10 protein-coding genes and 1 rRNA gene are annotated in these 16,900 nt (G+C 61.1%); 3 read left to right on the top strand and 8 right to left on the bottom strand.

Translation table 11 applies throughout. The annotated features are described in order from the left end of the window. The first annotated feature begins 97 nt into the window (after positions 1 to 97). Both rrf and M5B99_RS18280 read left to right on the top strand, forming a co-directional pair. Positions 98 to 213: ribosomal RNA gene (rrf, locus tag M5B99_RS18275) — 5S ribosomal RNA — on the top strand. 229 nt (positions 214 to 442) lie between these two features. Next, positions 443 to 2,323, top strand: coding sequence for a methyl-accepting chemotaxis protein (locus M5B99_RS18280; protein WP_248805351.1), 1,881 nt, complete (start codon positions 443 to 445; stop codon positions 2,321 to 2,323). Positions 2,324 to 2,503: 180 nt separating this feature from the next. Here M5B99_RS18280 and M5B99_RS18285 read toward each other — a convergent pair whose 3' ends face one another. The 5 genes from M5B99_RS18285 to M5B99_RS18305 form a co-directional block, all read right to left on the bottom strand. Continuing rightward, positions 2,504 to 2,971 (bottom strand): SRPBCC family protein, encoded by a 468-nt coding sequence (locus tag M5B99_RS18285; RefSeq protein ID WP_248805352.1) that lies wholly within the window; start codon positions 2,969 to 2,971, stop codon positions 2,504 to 2,506. 27 nt (positions 2,972 to 2,998) lie between these two features. After that, complete coding sequence (locus M5B99_RS18290) at positions 2,999 to 6,442, bottom strand: amino acid adenylation domain-containing protein (protein ID WP_248805353.1); 3,444 nt, start codon at positions 6,440 to 6,442, stop codon at positions 2,999 to 3,001. A gap of 14 nt (positions 6,443 to 6,456) precedes the next feature. Then, positions 6,457 to 7,386, bottom strand: coding sequence for a diiron oxygenase (locus M5B99_RS18295; protein ID WP_248805354.1), 930 nt, complete (start codon positions 7,384 to 7,386; stop codon positions 6,457 to 6,459). After that, positions 7,383 to 8,162, bottom strand: a complete 780-nt coding sequence (locus tag M5B99_RS18300; protein WP_248805355.1) for a DUF3050 domain-containing protein — start codon at positions 8,160 to 8,162, stop codon at positions 7,383 to 7,385. Before M5B99_RS18300 ends, M5B99_RS18295 begins: the two co-directional genes overlap by 4 nt. Before the next feature lie 869 nt (positions 8,163 to 9,031). Further along, positions 9,032 to 9,721, bottom strand: a complete 690-nt coding sequence (locus M5B99_RS18305; RefSeq protein WP_248805356.1) for a GntR family transcriptional regulator — start codon at positions 9,719 to 9,721, stop codon at positions 9,032 to 9,034. A 755-nt stretch (positions 9,722 to 10,476) separates the two neighbouring features. Here M5B99_RS18305 and M5B99_RS18310 point away from each other — a divergent pair. Continuing rightward, on the top strand, positions 10,477 to 13,023 hold the full coding sequence (locus M5B99_RS18310; RefSeq protein WP_248805357.1) for an EAL domain-containing protein: 2,547 nt from the start codon (positions 10,477 to 10,479) through the stop codon (positions 13,021 to 13,023). 210 nt (positions 13,024 to 13,233) lie between these two features. Here M5B99_RS18310 and M5B99_RS18315 read toward each other — a convergent pair whose 3' ends face one another. The 3 genes from M5B99_RS18315 to M5B99_RS18325 form a co-directional block, all read right to left on the bottom strand. Continuing rightward, the gene (locus M5B99_RS18315) at positions 13,234 to 13,608 is read right to left on the bottom strand and encodes a DUF6124 family protein (RefSeq protein ID WP_248805358.1); all 375 of its coding nucleotides are present in this window, start codon (positions 13,606 to 13,608) and stop codon (positions 13,234 to 13,236) included. A gap of 327 nt (positions 13,609 to 13,935) precedes the next feature. Beyond that, complete coding sequence (locus M5B99_RS18320; protein ID WP_248769452.1) at positions 13,936 to 14,649, bottom strand: DUF3142 domain-containing protein; 714 nt, start codon at positions 14,647 to 14,649, stop codon at positions 13,936 to 13,938. 6 nt (positions 14,650 to 14,655) lie between these two features. After that, positions 14,656 to 16,833: an outer membrane assembly lipoprotein YfiO gene (locus tag M5B99_RS18325; RefSeq protein ID WP_248805359.1), complete on the bottom strand. Its 2,178-nt coding sequence runs from the start codon at positions 16,831 to 16,833 to the stop codon at positions 14,656 to 14,658. Positions 16,834 to 16,900 lie beyond the last annotated feature (67 nt).

Below are 16,900 nucleotides of genomic sequence, written 5' to 3' on the forward strand. Positions count from 1 at the left end.
CAAACCTCTGATTGCTAACGCGATCAGGGGTTTTGTTTTAGTAGAAGTTCCCGATTTTGCTGACACGCCTCCAGTGGCGGGTCTGGCCACAGAATTTCTTGACGACCATAGAGCATTGGAACCACCTGATCCCATCCCGAACTCAGCAGTGAAACGATGCATCGCCGATGGTAGTGTGGGGTTTCCCCATGTGAGAGTAGGTCATCGTCAAGATTGAATTCCGAAACCCCCGTCTGCTCACGCAGACGGGGGTTTTGTTTTGGGCGTGCAAAAAATCCTCCAGACATTTCCTGAAATGAGCTAAGTTTTCATCCCATGGTGCCGACAGTATGGTGAATGATGCGTGCACCAAAGTGGAGCAGTCATAGAACGCTGCCTGCGCCCCCAACGAGTGTTGCACCCGCACGCATCCCCATTTTCGGCATAATAAGAAGTCCATGAAATGAATCTTAAATTCAGCCATAAAATCCTCTTGGCCGCCTCTGGTGTCGTGGTTCTCGCCTTTGCGCTGTTCACGTTCTACAACGACTATCTACAGCGCGGTACCATCCGGCAGAACCTCGAAACCTCCATCCAGCAAGCCGGTGACCTGACCGCCAGCAGCGTGCAGAACTGGCTGGGTGGGCGGATCCTGATACTGGAGAACCTGGCGCAGAACGTTGCCCACCAGGGCAGCAAGGCCGACTACCCGGGACTGGTCGATCAACCGGCATTGACCTCCAACTTTCAGTTCACCTACGTCGGCCAGACCGACGGCACCTTCACCCAGCGTCCCGACGCGAAGATGCCCGACGGCTATGACCCACGTCAGCGGCCCTGGTACAAATCCGCTGTCGTGGCGGACAAGACCATGCTGACGCCTCCCTATATGGCCTCGGTGGGCGGCCTGGTGGTAACCATTGCCCTGCCGGTGAAGAGCAACGGGCAACTGCTCGGTGTCGTGGGCGGTGACCTGAGCCTGGAAACCCTGGTGAAGATCATCAACTCGGTGGACTTCGGCGGTATTGGCCAGGCCTTCCTGGTCAGTGGCGACGGGCAGGTGATCGTCAGCCCTGACAAAGACCAGGTGATGAAGAACCTCAAGGACATCTACCCGAACTCCGGGCTGCGGATTGCCAAGGGTATCCAGGAAGTCACCTTGAACAATCAGGAACGGATTATCTCGTTCACACCGGTGGTGGGGCTACCTTCGGCGGACTGGTATATCGGTCTGTCCATTGACCGGAACAAGGCTTATGCGCCATTGAGCAAGTTCCGGACTTCGGCGTTGATCGCGATGTTGATTGCCGTGGTGGCGATCGCAGTGCTGCTGACCCTGTTGATCCAGTTCCTGATGCGTCCGTTGACCACAATGGGTCGCGCGATGCAGGACATTGCCCGGGGCGAAGGCGACCTGACCCGGCGCCTGAGCATCGAGAACAAGGACGAATTCGGCGAGCTCGCCGGTTCCTTCAATCAGTTCGTCGAGCGTATCCACGCTTCCATCAGTGAAGTGTCCTCGGCCACGCGCCAGGTGCACGACCTGTCCCAGCGGGTGATGAACTCCTCGAATGCCTCGATCATCGGTTCCGACGAGCAGAGCGCGCGAACCAACAGCGTGGCGGCGGCGATCAACGAACTGGGGGCGGCTACCCAGGAAATCGCCCGTAATGCCGCCGATGCCTCGCAACACGCCAGTGGTGCCAGCGAGCAGGCGGACGACGGGCGTCAGGTGGTGGAAAAAACCATCCTGGCGATGACCGAGCTGTCGCAGAAGATCAGCTTGTCCTGCACCCAGATCGAAACGCTGAATGCCAGCACCGATAACATCGGGCACATTCTGGATGTGATCAAGGGCATCTCCCAGCAGACCAACCTGCTGGCCCTCAACGCGGCGATTGAAGCGGCGCGGGCGGGTGAAGCGGGACGCGGTTTTGCCGTGGTGGCCGATGAGGTGCGTAACCTGGCCCACCGGACCCAGGAATCGGCGGAGGAGATCCACAAGATGATCACCTCGTTGCAGGTCGGTTCACGGGAAGCGGTGACCACCATGAATGCCAGCCAGGTGTCCAGCGAGGAGAGCGTTGAAGTCGCCAACCAGGCCGGCGCCCGCCTGGTCAGCGTGACCCAGCGGATTACCGAGATCGACGGGATGAACCAGTCGGTAGCGGCCGCAACCGAGGAACAGACCGCGGTGGTGGAAACCCTCAACGTCGATATCAATCAGATCAACCTGCTGAACCAGCAAGGTGTGGCCAACCTGAATGAAACCTTGAAGGATTGCGATGCGTTGGCGCAGCAGGCCGGACGGTTGAAGCAGTTGGTGGACAGTTTCCGGATCTGATCCGGCGATACCTGTGCTGACCCCCTCTCTAGTGGGAGCAGGGTTTGTGTGGGAGCAGAGCTTGCTCGCGAAGGCGGCCTCAAGGCCGCCACAAGCTTCGCGGGCAAGCACCGCTCCCACAGAGGAGATCTGTCGTTCAGCAGACCGCAGGCAATACCTGGCGGCAGGCGCCGAACTTGATCAGGCCAGCAACGTCCGCACGTTGTTCATCGCATCGTCGGCAAACCCCTGGACGAAGCTGCGGAACCCCGGCAACGCCTCTTCGCCACCGCTGGCCGGTTCGGCAATGATGGTCCAGGTCGCGCGGCTGCGGTCCGCATCCAGCGCCTCGACGGTCATCGCCGCCCATAGCTGGCCAACCCCCAGGGTGTTGTAGATTGTCGTCCAGGTCATCCGCCGCGCCTGCTCGTCCCGCGAGTTGAGCTGCTCGACCACCAGGTTGCCGTCCTTGAAGACTTTCTTGCGTAGCGAGCCGACGCCTTCGCCGATTATTTCAATGCGCTCCAGGGCTGGGATAAACGCTGCGAATCCACCGAAATCGCCGACCACGGCCCAGACCGTGGCCGCGTCGCGGGCGACTTCCACCGATGAAATCACCGGGCTGCCTTGTGGGTTGCGGATCAGGCTATCGGGTTGCAGGTTATTCATGATGTAACTCCTTGTGGGTGGGGTGAATCAGATGAATTGAATCTGTTTGAGGTAGTCGCAGCCCTTGCGCAGCAGCGCCGGGGTCTTGGCCGGGTATTGCTCGCCCATCTCGCGCACGCCGGCGGCGGCATGGGCATGGCCGATGGCCGAGATATCGCCGATATCCTCCTCGAAACCGTTGAGGTAGAAGCCCAGGACTTCGAACAGCGCATTGCTGCTGTCGACCCGATGCAACTGGCGTTGCCAGTCGGCGACGCTGACCAGTTGGAAGTCGTGCCCGGCCTCGCGGAACGAGGCCATGTAATCGGCCCAGCTCAGGGGTTGCGGGTTGTGCAGGTTGAATACCCCATGGGCGCTGGTGCGCCGGCCATGCACGGCGATGAAGCGGGCGAGGAAGTCCACCGGCATCAGGTCGAAGTTGAGCTCCAGGGCGGGCACCTGGCCCAGTTGCAACGAACCCTTGAGCATCAGCATCAGCCGGTTCTTGTGGGGTTGGCTGACCCCGGTGCGGCTGTTGAAGCTGATATTGCCGGGCCGGTAGAGGTTGACCCAGGCGCCTTGCTCGCGAGCCCGATGCAGGATCCGCTCGCCGACCCACTTGCTCAGGTTGTAGCCGTTCCTGATATAGATCGGCGGAGTCTGGGCCGCCGGTTGTTCGAGCACCCGGCCCTGGGCATCGACACTGCTGGAGGCCGACAGGGTCGAGATGAAGTTGAAGATCTTCTTGCTGCGGCCTTCGCACAGGCGCAGGCATTCGAACAGTGGATCGACGTTGTCCGGTGCCAGCGACTCGTAGTCGAGCACGTGGTTGACGTTGGCCGCGTTGTGCACCAGGGCACCGAACTCACGATCGATCCGCTCGTAGACCGCCGGGGCCAGTCCCAACAGCGGACGGGTCAGGTCGGCGGCATGGACCCGCACGCGGCTCAGGTCCAGATGCTCCAGACGGTTCTCGCGCAGGGCCCGGGCAAAACGCTCGGCCGCCGGTTCCGCCGCGCTGTCGCGGACCAGGCAGGCGACCTCGACGGCACCGCCGGCCAGTAGCGCTTCGACCAGATGCACGCCGACAAAACTGTTGGCGCCGGTCACCACTACCTTGTTCACATCGCCGGCGCGCTCGGCGGGCAAGATGTTCAGCCCGAGTTCACGGGAAGTGTCGATCAGGATCTGTTCACTCAGAGCCTGGGTGGTGGCCGCGCCTCCGACCAGCATCGCCAGGCGGCACAAGGTCGGTTCCTCGATAAAACGGTTGATGGAGATACCCCGACCATACTGCTCGCGTATACCCAGCAGCATTTTCGATAGCAGGATCGAGTGGCCGCCGAGGTTGAAGAAGCTTTCGTCGGTGGAGATGTCTTCGACGGGCAACTCCAGCAACTCGGCCCAGAGCGTCAGCAGTCGGCTTTCGTCCGCCGTGGCGGGTAAGCGGCGGCGGCTGTTTTCGGGCGTCTCGACCGGCAGCTTGAGCAACGCTGCCCGATCGATCTTGCCGTTGCTGGCCGAAGGCAGGCAGGCCAGCTCGGTGTAGACGATCGGTTGCATATAGTCCGGCAGATAGCGCTCGGCATGCTGCCTGAGGGCGTCCTGGCCGCCGGGGGACTGCGGCTGGCTCATAAAGGCCAGCACCCGCCGCCGGGGATCGATGACCACCGCGATCTGGCGATACAGACGACTGTCGCGCAGGCTGTGTTCGATCTCCTCAGGCTCAACCCGGAAGCCGCGGATCTTCACCTGATTGTCCCGGCGCCCGCACAGCTCGATGCCCTCGCCGGTCCATTTGGCCATGTCGCCGGTGCGGTAGGCGCGCAGGCTGCCACCCTGGCCCAGATCCAGTTGCAGATAACTGTCCGCCGTCTTGCCGGGATTGTTCAGGTAACCGAGGCCGACCCCGGGCCCGGCGATATACAACTCGCCGACGGTCTGCTCGGTGACCGGCTGGCGCTGTTCGTCGAGAATCAGTACCTGGCTGTTGGCGATCGGCTGGCCCAGGCTGCGATTGCCGGAGCCGGCCTGGAACTGCCTGGCGGTGACCAGCACGGTGGTCTCGGTGGGCCCGTAGAGGTTGTAGAAATGACACTGGGTCGCGAGCTGTTCGATGACAACCGGCTCGCAGACATCGCCGCCGGTCATCACATGGCTCAGGCCCAGGGGCGTGTCCAGCGGCAGAATGCTCAGCAGTGCCGGCGGCAGGAAGGCATGACTGAGCTGTTGCCCACGGATCAGCGCCAGCAGTTGCAAGGGGTCGCGGCGCTGGTCTTCGCTGGGCACCACCAGCTCCGCGCCACGGGCCAGGGTCGGGAAGATGTCGATCAGCGACGAGTCGAAACTCAAGGTCGAGAACTGCAGGACCCGACTGGTTTCGCTGAGTTGCACATAGTCGGCATACCAAGCGGTGAAGTGGCTGAGGTTGTGCTGGCTGAGCAGCACGCCCTTGGGCTGCCCGGTGGTGCCAGAGGTGTAGAGCGCGAGGCAGGGCGCCTGGGGGGCAAGGGCCTGGCGCACCAGGGGCTGATCTGCCGGTGCCTGTGCCAGGCTACGGACATCCAGGGCCGGCAGATGCTCGGCCAGTGCGTCTTGCCCGTCGTGCAGCAGCAAGATGGCGCCGGCGTCCTTGAGGACGAACAGTTGGCGTTGCAGCGGATGGCCCGGATCCAGCGGCAGATACACCGCGCCGGCTCCGAGAATCGCCAGGATGCTGGCATACAGCGCGGCACTCTTGTGCTGGCAGAGCCCGATCACCGGCGGCTCGGCGAACGGCCCCAAGGCATCGAGCCGGGCCAGCAGGCCTTGCTGGATCGTCCGGCTCAGGTCGTGTAGCTCCTGGTACGTCAGCGACACCCCGTCCAGGGTCAGGGCCGGGCGTTCGGCGAAGTGCAGCAGGCTGGCTTCGATATGCGCGATAACCGATACCTGGGCCAGAGCCAGCAACTCGGGGCGTGCGGTCTGGTTGAAACGGTGCCCGAAGGCCAGGGATTCGAGCCCGCGCAGATCCTGTTCCGGGAGTCCTGGCGCCGACGGCAACGTGGCGGCTTCGGCAAAGTGTTCGGCGTCACGGGAGTAGCGGCTGACCTGCAGGGCCACCCCTTCGACCAATGCCTGGACCGCGGCGAGGCGTAGCGCCTGGCCGTTCCCGGAGCCTTCCTGGGTAACACCCAGGCGCTGGATCAGGCGGCTACCGTTGTCCTCCACCAGGCGGCAAAGCAGGCTGAGTTCGGGCAGGCCGTGGGCCGTCAGGGGCCCCTGTTCCAGGCGCAGGGCCAAGTGAATGCAGGCGCCGAGGTCGCGCCGCCAACTGCTGGGCAGCGCCAGGCTGCCATCTTCGATCAACAGATCCGCCGCGCCCGGCGGTTGTGCTTCGATGGCCTGGGCCTGACTCAGGCGCTGAATGGAGTGACCGTGCTGTTCCAGCTCGCGGAGCAATTCATCCAGCGCCTGGCTGCTGCCGACGAGCAAAAGGGTGAGACGTCTCATGATGATCTCCTTGGCTAGATCAGGTAGTCGCTCAAGGCGTCCTGGACACAGGGCGAATCGAGCAGCGAGCTGTTACGCAGGAAGCGCACGATATTGATCACCAGCGGATGGTGGCGATTGATCGGATACGCCAGCCCCAGGGCCTCGCGCCTGAGGGCCTGGCGGACTTCCTCGGTCACCGGCAGGTGCTCGATCACGCGAAAGTCGAAGGCCTTCTGGATGTCGTTGGTCAGGTAATGGACGATGAATACCGGCAGGATTTGCGCGATCAGGTCGCGGTCGCCCTCGCTCGCGGTCTGCCAGTAGATCCGCACCAGGCGTGTCCAGAACCCGGCATGCCGACCTTCGTCGAGCAGGTGGTCGGCCATCAGGCCCTTGATCGAAGGCTTGATCGTGTCGTCCTTGGCAAAGGCCGCGACATCGTTGGTCACCGTGTTTTCCGCGATCGCCACGCAGATCAACTCCATGGCCGCCTGCAGGTGCTCGGGGGCCATGCCCATGGCCGCCGGTATCGCCCGGCTCAACTCGATTTCCTCGGGCAGTTCGAGGGGCTCGATGCCGGTCATGGCCACGGTCTGCTGCATGAAGTCCATGGCCACCAGGGCGTGGTAATCCTCGTCCACCACCACGGTCATGGCGTCATAACGACAGGCGAATGGAAAGTTGATCGGAAAACGCCCCTTGGCAATACGGCGGGCGGTGCGATCGACGATATCGGTCTCGAAAATCACCACGTCATTGATGAATTTGTAGAGGCTTTGCAGCAGCACGAAATCCCGCTGCTCCGGGCACAGGGTGAGGAACGTCTCGCTGCTGACCAGCGGCTGGCGGCTCAGCGGGTAGATCAGCCGATCGTCGTCCTCGAGCAGGCGCCGCGGGCGGGTACGGATGCTGGCGCGGCTCTCCCAGGCATCGGCGAAGGAGGTGTAGTCGGCGGCGTTCATGAGGCTGCCACCTCGACTGCGCGTTCGCTCAGGCTCAACTGCAAGCCGTCCCACAGCGCCATGCGGCTGTCCACGGCTGCCAGGGCGGCGCTGTAGATCTCCGCCTCGCGTTGCGGCTGGCCGTCCACCAGGCGTTCGAGCAAGTGTTCGGCCGCCGGCCCGTGGTCTTCGGAGTCGACATCGATATGCCGTTGCAGGTAGTAGCGCAAGGTCGGGGCTTGGGCGTGATCGATGCCCCACTCATCGAGAATCCGCTGGAACATCTGCGGGATAACACTTTCCCTGCCGTGCAGAAAAGCCGCGGCCACCTGATGAGCCGAGGCGCTGAGGGCGATATCGAGAGTGTTTCTGACAAAGCCGATCACCATCGGCGCGGCGTCCACCGTACGCAACGCGGTATCGACCGTCACGCCTTCACGGAGCAACTCAATGAAGCGCTCGATGGCGGCCGTGCTGGCGCCGACCTCGCGCATCGCTTCCAGATACAACTCGAAGTGGCTGCAATGGCCGGGCCCTTCGCGCTGGTCCGACTCTTCGCCCAGGACAATTTCATTGATCAGGCGCGCGGCCTGGGGGTCCTTGGGTGGCAGCCACGGCAAAGTGGTACAGGTCAGCTCCTGTTGCAAGCGCTTGGTCAGCGACATGAAGTCCCAAACCGCAAAAACATGGACTTCCATGAACCGTCGAAGTAGTGAAAGTGAATGGATCTCACTGAATACAGGGTGTTGGGTCAATTGTTTTTTTCGGGTGTCGAGAAGGTGCTTTAGTGCGCTCATTAATAATCACCACGTGGCTGCGAAGTTGAAAGGGCTGTGACAGGTTGCACGGTGTCTTCTAATCGGTCTGGCGATGGAGCAGTGTTACATTGGCTAACGGGCGGACGAGCGGATTCCTCAATAAGAAATTGAAAGCGTCGAGAGGAAACACGGCGTATTTAAAATGCGCCAAAGTGTCATCGTACAAACGGTTTGAGCGTATTTTGTTTGGTGTTACGGGGCGCCTATGTCTAGGCTGGCTAAGGCCTTGGCAGCAGGGATTGCCCGAAAGCCATTAAAAATTAATACAAATAATCAGCGCGGATCAAGTTATTTTTAGAACAATTGTAAGTTGGGTTTTTTAATAGATGAGAGTTGCCGATAACACTGGCAATGCCGTGTTTTTAGGGGTGAGAGTGCCCCTTCCGAGTAATAACGATCAGAATTTAAATGAATGACTGAATGCCTCATTCATATGGCTCTCAACGGGCTGGGTTAATAGTTTGATAGGCGTGGCCGAGACACGGCTGATCCGTACTTCCGGCGCGTGGAAGTGCTCCTTGGGTGAGTGATGTAATCCGAAAGTTGCATGCGCAGAGCCGTACGTCGCTCGTCAATTCCTTATCGGTGAGCAAGCCTGTGCCCAAACGGACAGTTCTGCTATCGCCAGAAGAGGCGAAACCTGTCCGAAGCGGTGAATAGATAGGGTCATCCCGCGTGGCAGGGCGTGCGCCCACGATCTCTTTCACAAATCATGCAAAACAGCTGATTACAGCTTGTCGGCGGCGGTGTTGTTGTTCACCGATAACCTGTCTCATCGGCCCGCGGGCCGCCGTGCACGTCGCTAAAACAGCAGGCCTTGGGCCCTGCTGGCGTATCGGCTCAGGGGGTCAAGACCGGGACTGGGCCAGATAACGCAAAATCACTTCAATGCCGCGTTGCAGGTGGTGTCGCAGGTTTTCCACGCACACCTCGATTTCGCCGGCCCGAGCGGAGCGGAGGAGGGCGCGATGGTCATCCTGGGAGAGTTTGCCCAGCCCCATGGCGGACAGGTTGAAGCGCAGGAAGCGTTCTTCTTCCACCAGACCCTGCTCGATCAGTTTCAACAGTTTGTGATTGGGCGCCTTGCCGTAGAGCGCCATGTGGAACAGACGGTTGAGCCGTCCGACCTGGGTATAGTCTGCTTCGGTTTCCAGCAGATCGATATACCGCTCGATCTGTTTGAAATCATGGTCATCGAGCAAGGGCACCGACAGGCGCAGGGCTTCGGTTTCCAGCAGGATCCGCAAGTCGTAGGCTTCGATGGAGTTATCGACGATCAGTGGCGCCACCACGGCGCCTTTGTGATGCACCACACTCAGGAGTTCCTGGGCTTCGAGCTGGCGCAGGGCTTCGCGCACGGGCATGCGGCTGACGCCGAACAGTGTCGCCAGTTCCTGTTGGCGCAAGGCCAGGCCACAGGGAAGACGCCCGTCCAGGATGGCGTTGCGCAACGTCTCCTCTATCACCGCCCGGGCCAGGTGGGCGGGTATGGGTCCATTGACGTGAACGCTGTTCAAGGGATTCGGTTTTTCCGCCACGCGACTACTCTGTTTTGAACAAGGTTGAAGGGTGATCCGATGGCACACTAGAAGCTGCCCGGGTGCTTGTCAAACCGTCCATTTTCTGCGACTGAAGCGCGCCATGACGGATGATTGCATGGTGCCATTCTCTTTCACCAGCCCTCCCTGAAACTATCAATCGATTCCCAAGTGGCTGTAGGGACTCGCCCTCTTGGCAATACGTATTGCTTCCCGTGGTTTCAGTGTTTTGCACAAGGTTCCAGGGGCCGGGTTTTAAAGGTATCCGTGTGTGTCGGAGAGGTCCTTGGGGCGTGTGGAAAAGTAGTCTTCCGTCACCGCCCAGTGTCGGGGCGCTCATGAAAAAGGCCCCATTGATATTCCTTAATAGTAAGTATTTAAGTTAATTCGAAGGCAACTGGCGGCCGAGCTGGTGTTCGACACCCTGGAGCGAGTGGCGGTGACACGTTGGGGGATGCAGCGCTATAGCTAATGAGAATGCTTTTGATAGCGCCCGCGTCGCGGGGTCGCGACGAAGATATTACATCTGTCCTTTGGGGTTCTTTGATCCAGGTCAATAGTCCGATGATCGGGTGGCGGCATATTGATATCAGTGTTTACATGATGACTTTATTATTGTTGGGCGCCGAGATGGATGTCCCCTTCAATCTTCTCTTGAGCCTTGCAAAAGCGGAGTAGCGATCAGCAAAATCCTGAAGCACTGGGAAGGAGCCCGACACTGTGTTTGTCTTCCTTCCCGTGAGTGCGCTACCGCCATGCCTGACATTCAGGATCTTTCCCAAGTTTTCATCCAGACCCTCGAGCAGAGCATCGACAGTGTCGTGGTCATTGATAGCCAGAACCGGGTCATCTTGTTCAACGCTGCCGCCGAAGCCTTGTGGGGGTGCAGTCGGGAGGAGGTGATCGGGCAGAACGTCAGCATCCTGGTGCCACAGTTGATCCGCGCGGATCATGACCGCTATATCGATGAAAATCGCCGCACGGGGGTCAACAAGATCGTCGGCACCAGCCGCGACGTACTGATCGAGCGCAAAGATGGCTCCCGACGCTGGGGCGCGATGTCCATCTCCAAGGTCAAGACCGACGGCCAGGTGATGTACACCGCCTTCATCAAGGACATCACCCTCCAGCATGAGGCGCGCGAGCGCCTGTCTCTGCTGTCGCTGGTGGTCGACAGCACCGAAAACGCGATCATCATCACCGATGCCCAATGGCAGATTTGCTACGTCAACGGTGGGTTCACCCAGATGTTCGGCTACGACGAAGCCGCCGTGGTGGGACGGACGCCCATCAGCGTCATCGCACCCTATTTCGAGTTGGAAGATATTGCCGCTATCCGTGGCCAACTGGGCAGAGGTGAAACCTACCATTCACAGGCGTTCGGTTATCGCCATGATGGCCGTCGTGTCTGGTGCAATATCAGCACCTACCCGGTGCTCGATAACCTTGGCCTGCTGACCAACACCGTCAGCGTGCTGATTGATGTGACCCATTCGCGGATGCCGGAGATTCTGCGGCACAAAGTGCTCGAAGCCATGGTTCGAGAGGAGTCATTGGCGGCGTTGATGACGTTGGTCTGTCGTGAAGTCGAGCGGATTGCCCCCGACGTGGTTGCCTCGATCCTGCGAGTGGACGAAGCGGGCAGCTTGCATCCCCTGGCGGCCCCCAGCTTGCCCGAACATTACTCCAATGCCCTGGATGGTTTGCGTATCGGGCCGCAAATCGGGTCTTGCGGTACGGCGGCGTTCAGTGGTGAGCCGGTGGTTGTGACGGACATTGCCCATCACCCGTTCTGGGAAGGCTTTCGCGACAAGGTGATTCCATTGGGCCTCAAGGCTTGTTGGTCGACGCCGATCAAGTCCAGTTCGGGCCGGGTGCTGGGAACCTTTGCGTTCTACTACCGGGAGAAACGTGAGCCGAGCCCGCTGGATCAGTTGTTGGTGAATGCCACGATCCACCTCTGCGCGCTGGCCCTGGAGCGCGAAGAGTCCCGTGCCCATATCCGCCAGTTGGCGTTCTACGACGACCTGACCGGGCTGCCCAACCGCAATATGCTGCATGCCAAGGCCGACCAGGCGATTGCCGATGCGGTGCGCGGCAAGAGTAGTCTGGCCGTAGTCTTCATTGACCTGGACCGCTTCAAGCAGGTCAACGACTCCCTCGGGCATTCGGCGGGCGACGAGTTCCTGTGCATGATCGCCCGGCGGTTGAATGAGCGGCGGCGCAAGCAGGATATTGTCTGCCGACTGTCCGGCGATGAGTTTGTGCTGGTGCTGCCGCAATGCACGCTGGAGCAGGTGACCGATCTTCTTGTCGGTCTGAAAAGCAGTCTGAGCGCTCCATGTCAGATCGCCGGTGTGACGCTCAAGCCGTCCGCCAGCATTGGCGTCAGTATGTTCCCGGAAGATGGCCGGACCATGGAGGTCTTGCTGCAACGGGCCGATATCGCCATGTACCAGGCCAAGACCAATGCACGGGGCAGCGTCAGTTTCTTCAGTCACGGGTTGGATCAGATGGCCAAGGGGCGGCTGAGCCTGGAAACGGCCCTGCGTGAGGCGATTGATCGGAAGCAACTGCACCTGGTGTATCAGCCACAAGTCGATCTCAACCACCAGGACCTGTGCGGCATCGAGGCCCTGGCGCGTTGGCACCATCCGCAATTCGGCGATGTATCGCCCAGCACCTTCATTCCCATGGCCGAGGAGTGCGGGTTGATCGGCGAGTTTGGCCAATGGACGTTGCGTGAAGCCTGTCGGCAGTTGGCGAACTGGCGCCGTCAGCATCTGAAGGTGCCAAATATTTCGGTGAATCTCTCGCCGACCAATTTTCACAACCGTGATCTGCCACGTTTTATCAGTCGGGCCTTGTCGCAGAACGGTCTGGTGGCGGCGGACCTGACACTGGAAATCACCGAGAACGTGTTGATGGACAGCAACCCGGATACCTTGTACACGATCGACGAGGTCCATGCCCTTGGGGTCCGTCTGGCCATGGACGACTTCGGCACGGGCTATTCGAGTTTGAGCTACCTGCGGCGGTTGCCGATCCAGGAGCTCAAGCTCGATCGCAGTTTTGTCCATGACCTGGAGACCGACGAGACCAGCCAGGCCCTGAGCGAAGCTGTGATCCGTATCGGCGAGAGCCTGGCGTTGCGGGTGGTGGCCGAGGGTGTGGAAACATCGGGCCAGCAAAAGATTCTCCAGAGCCAGGGCTATGAGGTGGCGCAGGGGTTTCTGATTTCCAAACCGATGCGGTCAGCCGAACTGGGGCCGTGGCTGGAGAGTTTTCGGCTTAATGCCTGAGGTTCGATTGCCGAGGTCATTCCGTTGCGGCCTGTAGTGCGTTGATACACATCCGCTGATTTTGTGCTGTCTGTCCCGCCGTCTTCGCGGGCAAGCTCCGCTCCCACAGGTGGTTATCGGTCGTACACATACTTCAGGTCCGACGCGAAATTTACTGTGGGAGCGGAGCTTGCCCGCGAAGACGTCCTCAATGACGCCGCGGGCCCTGGATCAGCCCGCAGCTCCCATTGTCGACGTCTCATTGATCACCGAGTCCAGCCACGACTGCGCCAACTCGATCAAATGCACGGTCCCCATCGCCAACTTGCGCTTCGCCCCGTCGAGTTGATCGGCGGACTCATAAGCCGTGGCCGCCGCCGATTGCAGGATCGACAGCGCGTTGACCAACTTGTCTTCCAGGCTGAGTGACGATGCGCTGCGAGTGGGTGAGAAGGTCGGATGAGGCCTGAGCGGATCGTCGCTCAGCGGCAGCCCGTAGTGGGCGAAAGCGCGTTCGGCGGCGGCGTCGAAGTGAGGTTTTCCGATCTTTGCGCGACCTGATGCCGGGAAAATGATCGGCGGGTCGGGTGTAAGTCTTTTATCCATGGTCCAGCTCCTACATGTACGTAATGAGGGGCCATCGATTGCCGTTCTCACGCGGCAAAGGGTGGCAGCTGTACACAGGGTGAGAATACCGGACAGTAGGCAACCGGCCAGACCGAAGTCTGCCTGCGCACAGCCGCCATGAAGCGTTTTCTGATGAAAAGGCGTTCGTAACGAAAGTGGCGCTGATGCGCTTACTGAGCACGGGTTCTCACGCCCGATCGCTGATTTTGCAGCGATAGGACGAAGACTAGTGACCGGCTCCAGCAGGCGCAAGGCGAAAGGATTTTCTAGGAAATTTCAGGCAAGGGAAAGGGAATTGTCCGGTCGCTAAGGGTTCTGGAGAAACACCACATACCCCCGAAACCACTCATTCCCCTTCAAATACCCCGGCGCCTGCCACTCGCCGCCCTGGATCAAACCGATCTTGAACGGCACGCCCAGACGGTTCATCCGTGGCAGGTACGCGGCGTAATCGGGAATGCTGTGCCGCCCCTGATACGTCTGCACCACCACCTCATCCACCACGCCCTTGAGTTGGGCGATGGCCGCCGGGTCGGCATTGCTGCTCCAGTCCATCAGTCCGGTGATGCTCAGGCGCAACTCCGCCGGCAGTCGCTGGCGCAGATCGCGCAAAAAAGCGGCATATTCGTCGAGATAGCGGGTGCGGGCATCGAAGTCGATCTGGATGCCGACCACCGGGTTGCCCGCCTGTTGCCAGCGTTTCACCTGGCCGAGTAACTGCTGATAGACCGACTCCGGCCAACGCAGGGTGTGGGCGCGATAGACCACCCAGACCTCGCCCCGGGTCAGGCGTGGAATGGCAATGCCCTGGGCGATAAAGTTGACCGTCCGCTGCGGCGAGCGCCGTGACTCGCTGACCTGGCCTTGCAGGATATACAGGCTCTTGGCCTGGCTCAGCACCGGCTGCGGGGCGACGCCGCTCCACAGCCAGAAACTGTCGTAGTCCCGCGCATCGACCGCCGCCCGGGCATCGGCCAACGCCAGCAGCCCGGCCAGCAACAGCCAGCGCCAGCGACCCACGGCCACTTACCAGTAGTACTGCAGCGACTTGCCCCACTGGGTGCTGGCATAGCTGGTTTTAAGCTGTTTGAACCAGGCCTTGCGCTGCGCCGGTGTCACTTCTTTCCCGCCGCAACTGTTGTAGCCCGAGGGCGCATAGCAGTTGATGGCACGGAACAGTGCGTAGGCCTTGTCCGGGGCTGACGCCTTGGTATCGCCGATCACGCTCTGGTAGCCGTCGAGACGCGAGAAGGTCGTGCCCTTGAACAAGGACGCGGTCCCGCCCAGTTCATCCGCGCTGCGCTGGCTATCCAGCGGCATGCCGTCCAGGCTGTTGCGCAGGATGAATTCCCCCAGGCAGTTCAGCGCCTGGGGCTGCTTCGCGTCGGCTTGCAAGGTCGTCGCCGTCTCGCCAATGGTCGGGCAGGCATAGCCGGATTCGGCCTTGGCGCCGCTCCAACGGAACAGCTTGAGCGGCTGGCCGCCGCTGTAGGTGTAACCCAGCGAGGCACCCAGTTTGGTGTCGGACGGCTCGGCGGGTAACTGCTTGAGGTCGGCGGTGAAATCGGCGTAATGGCCCAGGCGCAGGTCCTTGTAGAGCAACACGAACAGTGCCGTATCCCGCTCGGTGGAAGCTTCCCCCTGGGCGACCTGGCGCAGCAGGCCGGCATCGGCGATATGCCGCAGCAGGATGGCGCGCACTTGCGCGGTCTTGATCGGCGAGTCGCCGGCAAAGACCTTGGCCACCTGCTGGTTACGCTCGTAGTGGTAAGCCAGGGCCAGTTCGACCTGCTCGCGTTGCAGCGGCTGGTGGACTTGTGGCAGCAGTTGCAGCCAGAGGGCTTCGGCAGCGTTGCCGTCCTGTTTCGCCTCCAGCGCCAGGCCGCGCAGCATCTGCTGGCTGAAGGCGAGGTAGTCGAGTTTTGCCGGGATCTCGGTCGGCAGGGACTTGAGCGCCAGTTCCGGGTTTTTCGCGACGTACAGCTGGAACGCCGCCTGCAGGTAGTCGTACAGCGCCGGTTGCGCGGCGAAGATCGGTTTTTGCGCCTGCAAGATCTCGAGGGTCAGCTTGGGCGTGGCGTTCTCGCCGTAACCGGGGCGCATGCCCATCAGGTCGTCGAGGGCCTGGAACAACGGCTGCTCGACCTTGCCGCTGCCGAACAGCAGCTTGTTGTCGATCTCCTGCACCAGTTCATCGGGTGTCACGTTGCGCTGCTCGGCCTTGGCCTGGCCCAGTTGCCAGAGGTATTCGGTTGCCTGCTTCTCGGAGTTCCCCGCCAACCAGTAGACCCGGCGCAACAGGCCGCGGGCGGAGGTCGCGTAGAGGCCTTCGGGCCAGGTACCGAGGTAGTGCTGGAAACCGTCTTCAGCCAGTTTCAACTGGACTGCGTCGGCCTCTTCCTTGGTCGGCATCCCGTCGCTATCGAAGGTGTTCTGTTGCGCCAGGTTGAGGGCGGTGCGCGCCTGCATGTATTGCGCGGTTTCCTTCAGCCAGGGTTGCGGGCTCTCGCTCAGGCTGGCGAAGGCCTGGGCGGCGTCGGCGAAGCGTCCGCTATAGAAACTGATGGCACCGTTCAGGTAACTGGCAAATGCCTGGCCCTGGGCCGACTGCACGGCGGGCACCAGGCTCGCTTGCTGCGCCGGTTCCCAGGCGCAGGTGCCGAGCATCTGCACGCGACTACGGGCCAGGGCCTGGCGCTCGGGGGCTGGCAGTTCGCTGCTGCCCAGCAACTGGTTGATAAAGGTCGTGGCGCTGTCGGCGTCGTTGCTGCGGCAGCGTCCACCTTCGCCGGACAGCAGCGAACTGACGGCGGAGTTGGCGTTTTCGCGGGTGATACCGAGTTTTCCCAGGGCCTCGTCCAGCGGGGTGGCGACGGGCTTGCCCGGTTCGGCGCCGACGACCGGCTCAGGGGCGGCGTCAAGGCGTGTCGTGGCGAACGGTACCGGGCCGAAGCCCGCGCCCAGGTCGTCGTTGCTCAGCGGGTTGGGTGCCAGGGGCAGGGCGCCCTGGTCGGCGAGCAACAGACGCAGGTTGACCCGGCTGTCGTTGCCCGGGTTGAGGAAGGCGAGGTTACTGCAGCCGTCGAGGCTGTACTTGAGCATCGACCAACGCGGGTAGCAGGTGTCGTCGGAACTGGCCAAGACCTGTGAGCAGAAGCTGGCACTTACCGCCAGCGCCAGAGATGTCAGAAGACCGATACGCATGAATTGTCCCTAATTCGATAAACGAGCGGCAGCGAGGCCGGGAATGGCGCGAATAATACCGAAGCCG

The organism is Pseudomonas sp. MWU13-2100, from assembly GCF_023242365.1.
Classification (GTDB): domain Bacteria; phylum Pseudomonadota; class Gammaproteobacteria; order Pseudomonadales; family Pseudomonadaceae; genus Aquipseudomonas.

What these genes read in the sequence shown, in the direction of transcription:
- M5B99_RS18280 (WP_248805351.1), top strand. Translation starts at nt 443, where the DNA reads ATGAATCTTAAATTCAGCCATAAAATCCTCTTGGCCGCCTCTGGTGTC.
- M5B99_RS18285 (WP_248805352.1), bottom strand. Translation starts at nt 2,971, where the DNA reads ATGAATAACCTGCAACCCGATAGCCTGATCCGCAACCCACAAGGCAGC.
- M5B99_RS18290 (WP_248805353.1), bottom strand. Translation starts at nt 6,442, where the DNA reads ATGAGACGTCTCACCCTTTTGCTCGTCGGCAGCAGCCAGGCGCTGGAT.
- M5B99_RS18295 (WP_248805354.1), bottom strand. Translation starts at nt 7,386, where the DNA reads ATGAACGCCGCCGACTACACCTCCTTCGCCGATGCCTGGGAGAGCCGC.
- M5B99_RS18300 (WP_248805355.1), bottom strand. Translation starts at nt 8,162, where the DNA reads ATGAGCGCACTAAAGCACCTTCTCGACACCCGAAAAAAACAATTGACC.
- M5B99_RS18310 (WP_248805357.1), top strand. Translation starts at nt 10,477, where the DNA reads ATGCCTGACATTCAGGATCTTTCCCAAGTTTTCATCCAGACCCTCGAG.
- M5B99_RS18315 (WP_248805358.1), bottom strand. Translation starts at nt 13,608, where the DNA reads ATGGATAAAAGACTTACACCCGACCCGCCGATCATTTTCCCGGCATCA.
- M5B99_RS18325 (WP_248805359.1), bottom strand. Translation starts at nt 16,833, where the DNA reads ATGCGTATCGGTCTTCTGACATCTCTGGCGCTGGCGGTAAGTGCCAGC.